Here is a 5207-nt window from a genome sequence, read left to right on the forward strand (position 1 = left end):
GAATTGCCCTTACAAACAACGTTGAAAATTTACAACATACTCGGTGAAGACGTTGCAACGCTTGTGAACGAAATTCTTCCTGCGGGAAATTACGAGCGAGAATGGAATGCAACACAATCTCCGAGTGGATTGTATTTTTATAAATTGACGGCAGGAAAATTTTCGGAGACGAAGAAACTTCTTCTTCTGAAATAATTTTACTCAACTTTTCCGTTTTCCTCTCAAGTCGGTTTGCTTATATTAGAAACCGATTTTCTTATTCACTAATTATTAAGATCACAATGAAATCACTTTCTCTTTTCTCTCTAATCTTTTTCGTACTATTTTCTTCCACACTTTTTGCAGAACAAAGCAATGACGGCATTTGGTCGGACGTTTCAGCATCATCAGTTCCCAATTTACAATCACAATTGATTCGTCCGATTCAATTCCGAACATTGCAATTGAATGTGGAACAACTCACTGCACTTCTTCACAATGCGCCAATGGAAAATTCGGTATCGCTCCGTCATTCGCCAACGATAATAAATTTACCGTTACCCAATGGCGGTTTCGGACGATTTCGTTTTGTTGAATCACCGATTATGGCGCCAGAACTTTTGGTAAAATATCCCGAAACGCGAACCTATCTCGGACAAGGAATTGACGACAGAACTGCAACTGTACGTTTTGATATTACTCCCGTTGGATTTCACGCAATGATTCTTTCTTCCGGCTCAACTATTTACATTGACCCGTACGCGAAGGGAAATACGGAGTTGTATATGAGTTATTTCAAGCACGCAGTTATTTCCGATGAGTCGAGAAGATTTGAAGAACTTGGAATCATTGACCCGCACAACGAAATGGCGAATGAGATTGCGCGATTGATGGAGAACGGAACTCCTAAACAAATCGGTGAACAATTACGAACGTACAGACTTGCGCTTGCTTGCACCGGTGAGTACGCTACGTATCACGGTGGAACAAAACCTCTCGTTCACGCAGCAATGGTAACGGCAATGAACAGAGTTGACGGCGTGTACGAACGAGAAGTTTCTGTGAGAATGGTTTTGATTGCAAATAACGATACGCTCATTTATCTCAATGCAAGTTCTGACCCATACACAAATAATAACGGTTATACAATGCTTGGACAAAATCAGACTACACTCGATAACATTATCGGAACAGCAAATTACGATATGGGACACGTATTTAGTACGGGAGGAGGAGGAGTTGCGGGGCTTGGTGTTATTTGTCGCGCAGGAAATAAAGCACGCGGTGTTACAGGATTAACTTCTCCGATTGGCGACCCGTTTTACATTGATTATGTTGCGCACGAAATGGGACATCAATTCGGAGGAAATCATACATTCAATAGTGCATCCGGTTCATGTGCCGGTGGAAATAGAAATGGTGGAACTGCGTACGAACCGGGAAGCGGAAGCACCATTATGGCATACGCAGGAATTTGCAGTCCAGACGATTTACAAACGCACAGCGATGATTATTTTCACGGAATAAGTTTGGATGAAATTATTACATACACAACCGCTGGTTCGGGAAATAATTGTCCTGTCGTTACGCAAACAGGAAATCATCCTCCGATAGCGACTATTCCTTCTGCAAATCGTAACATTCCGCTTAGCACGTCATTTTATTTAACCGGTTCCGGAAGTGATCCCGACACGGATGCAATTACATTTTGCTGGGAAGAATTTGACCTTGGTCCCGCAGGCTCTCCGGGAAGTCCGAGTGGAAACGCTGCCATCCTTCGCAGTTTTAAGGGAACAGAAAATCCGACGCGCATATTTCCAAAACTTTCTAATATTTTAAGCAATACACAAACGATTGGAGAAATACTTCCGAGTTATGCGCGCACAATGAATTTTCGTTTGTATGTGCGAGACAACAGAGCAAACGGCGGCGGTTCGGGAAAAGCATCAACAACAGTAATCGCGGTTGCAAATACCGGTCCGTTCGCAATTACCTATCCGAATACTTCCGTTACGTGGTTGATGAATTCTGTTGACACCGTGAAATGGAACGTAGCAAATACCACTGCATCGCCCATCAATTGTTCGAGCGTAAGAATCCTTCTTTCTACCGATGGAGGACAAACGTTTTCCACTACTCTTGCAGAAAGTACTGCGAATGACGGAAATGAAGCAGTGAATGTTCCAAACATTGCAACGACAACTGCGCGTATAAAAATTGAAGCGCTCGGCAATATCTTTTTCGATATATCGAATTTGAATTTCTCTTTTGGTTCTGTTGCGACTCCTTCACTTGTTTCTCCTGCAAATGCATCAACAAATCAACCGTTGCCGGTAACTATTTTGTGGAGAACTGTTGCAAACGCGACTTTGTATCACATTCAAGTTTCTACTACAACGTCCTTCAATAATTTACTCGTGAATGATTCGACGCTCACAGATACATCTCGTATCGTAACAGGATTATCGAACAACATTATTTACTATTGGCGCGCGAAAGCAAAAAATGAAAACGGTGCAAGCGGTTGGTCTGATGTGTGGAGTTTCCGTACTGTTCCGCTTCCGCCATCTGCCCCTTCATTATTTGCGCCAACGAACAATACAATCAATCTTGCACCAACCGTTACAATGCGATGGAGCATTACCAGCGCAACATCGTATCGGCTTGAAGTTTCCGAAGATTCACTGTTCAGCGTTCCCGTTGTTGACGATACAACGATAACGACAACGCAGAAAACAGTAACATTCAACACAGGGAAAAAATATTACTGGCGTGTGCGAGGAAAAAATGCTGGCGGTTATGGAACTCCATCTGCCGTTTGGAATTTTTCTACGCAGCAATTACCGGCGCAAATTGTTTTGATTTCTCCTCCAAATGGTTCTACTGTTGAAGATGATTTAGGAGCTGGCTTGTTTTGGCATTCCGGTGGAACATCAGGAGAACGTTATTGGCTGGAAATCTCAAATGATTCTTTGTTTACTACTTCAGTGATAGATTCAGCAGTTACTGATTCTATGAAGTTTGTAACAAGTTTACAAAGTAATCATTTTTATTGGTGGCGTGTAAAAGCAAAGAATAATGCTGGTTGGGGAGATTTTAGTGAAGCATGGAGATTTTTTATAATTCTTGCGTCAGTGCCTTCAACTTCTCAAAAACCGTATCAATTTTTATTAGAACAAAACTTCCCGAACCCATTTAACCCATTGACAATTTTCAAATTCCAATTGCCAATTTCTTCTCATACAACGCTGAAAATTTACAACATACTCGGCGAAGAAGTTGCAACACTCGTCAATGAAACTCTTCCCGCAAGAAATTACGAGAGAGAATGGGATGCAACAAATTTTTCAAGCGGATTATATTTCTATAGATTGACAGCAGGAAAATTTTCCGAGACGAAGAAACTTTTGCTCTTAAAATAAAAATGCCGCAGAAGGATTACATCGTCTATGTCGAACAAAAGGCGCGAGGTTATGTTGCGTATTGTCCCGGATTAGGATGTAAAGCGCACGGATGGACAGAAAAAGAAGCGATGCAGAATTTGCAAATCGAAATTTCTGCTTTTGAATCTCAAACACAAGAACGAAAATCGAAACAGAAAAAACGGAGATAATTTTTTCGTGAATACATTTTCAACTTCGCACGATATCGAACAATATTTTCTTCATCGTAATTTAGATGAAGTAGCGAAGAAATATATTCGTTATCACTCGAAACGGTTTTTGTATTTACTGAATACTGTGAATGCATTGCGAAAAGATTTTTCACAACAACCAATTCGTATATGTGATGTTGGTCCGTCGTTTTTTACCGAATTGCTTTCCGAAACTTTTTTGAGCGATACAATTCTCTCAATCGGTTACGAGCACGAACAAAGCAGAGGCGGACATTTGCCCGAAGAAATTCATTTCAACAAAAATACATTTCACCATTTCGATTTGAACAATGCGCAAGAGAGGGACAAATGGCTGAACATTCCTCCGTGTGAAATTATTATTCTTGCAGAAGTAATAGAGCATTTACACGTGGCGCCAACACTCGTTTTGAAATTTCTCCACTCGATAATGAGTGAAAACGGTTTTCTTATTATCCAAACTCCCAACGCCGCATCAACACTCAAACGTTTATTTCTTTTGCTCGGAAGAAATCCGTACGAAATGCTCCGCGAAAATGCAGATAATCCCGGACATTTTCGCGAGTACACGCAAAAAGAATTACACCGCATCGGTGAAACAAGCGGGTTTCGTGTTACCAAAAGCGAATATGAAAACTACACCAACCGCTTAAACACAATCGAAACTGTGTATGGATTTGTCCAAACATTTGTTCTTCCTTCGATGAAAGATAATATTACTGTTGTGTTGCAGAAGAAATAATACCAACTTCCACGAGACAGTAAACTGTCTCGCTGAACAAAGAAAGTGGAATAAATTCCTCTGAGTAAGATAATGAAGAATCATTGATGATTCTTTTTTTTGTACAGAATAATCGTTCACGATTATTCTCAATGTTTGCAGTACGAAAATAACACCATTTCAATATATTTTCCCGCGAAAAAATATTCAGCGTGATACTCCGAAATTTTCTTCTTGTATTTTCTTTCTCGTTTCTCGTACAAATGCAACTTATTGCGCACGAGAATAATTTCCTTTCCGATTCACTCCAAACACAAACCGATTCTGCAAAAACATTTTCTCCTCTTCCGCTTGGCTCACTCGAAAACGATTCGTCGAATATTGTTATCACAGCGGAAGAACTTGCGTGGAAAGATTACCGCTCCCTTGGTGATTTGCTCGCAACACTTCCCGGATTTTTTTACAACGATTTAGGAAGCGTTGGACAACCGAGTCAATTAACGTATCGCGGAATGAGCACAAGGAACATCGGAATTTTTATTGACGGACGACCGATGAATGAACCGCTTACAGGAATTGCTGATATAAATTTTATTCCCACAGAAATGATCGAACGTGTTGAATTAATTCCCGCCCCCCGTTCGTTGTTGTATGGAATGAATTCTAATGCCGTTGCAATAAATATTGTTACGAAATCGTACAATTCAAAAATTCCGTACTCTCGAATTAAATATACAGAAGGCGCGTACGAGGAAGGATTGTTCGATGGAGTTCTTGCGCATAATCTTTTTCGCAATCTCAATTTGAGTGTTGGCGTTCAGCGAAGAACAACCGATGGACGATACGAAAACTCTGCCGACGATGAATGGAACG

5 protein-coding genes are annotated in these 5207 nt (G+C 40.7%); all 5 read left to right on the forward strand.

The features are described 5' to 3' along the window. A partial coding sequence (locus FJ218_10810; GenBank protein ID MBM4167391.1) for a T9SS type A sorting domain-containing protein occupies positions 1-195 on the forward strand: 195 nt, incomplete at its 5' end. An 86-nt stretch (positions 196-281) separates the two neighbouring features. Next, positions 282-3401 (forward strand): T9SS type A sorting domain-containing protein, encoded by a 3120-nt coding sequence (locus FJ218_10815; GenBank protein ID MBM4167392.1) that lies wholly within the window; start codon positions 282-284, stop codon positions 3399-3401. A 2-nt stretch (positions 3402-3403) separates the two neighbouring features. Next, a complete protein-coding gene (locus FJ218_10820) occupies positions 3404-3592 on the forward strand; it encodes a hypothetical protein (GenBank protein ID MBM4167393.1) in 189 nt (62 codons plus the stop codon). Next, on the forward strand, positions 3519-4355 hold the full coding sequence (locus FJ218_10825; GenBank protein MBM4167394.1) for a class I SAM-dependent methyltransferase: 837 nt from the start codon (positions 3519-3521) through the stop codon (positions 4353-4355). Before FJ218_10820 ends, FJ218_10825 begins: the two co-directional genes overlap by 74 nt. A 191-nt stretch (positions 4356-4546) precedes the next feature. Continuing rightward, positions 4547-5207: Plug domain-containing protein (locus FJ218_10830; protein MBM4167395.1), on the forward strand; the 661-nt coding region annotated here is incomplete at its 3' end.

Source organism: Ignavibacteria bacterium (genome assembly GCA_016873775.1).
Lineage (GTDB): Bacteria > Bacteroidota > Ignavibacteria > UBA10030 > F1-140-MAGs086 > JAGXRH01.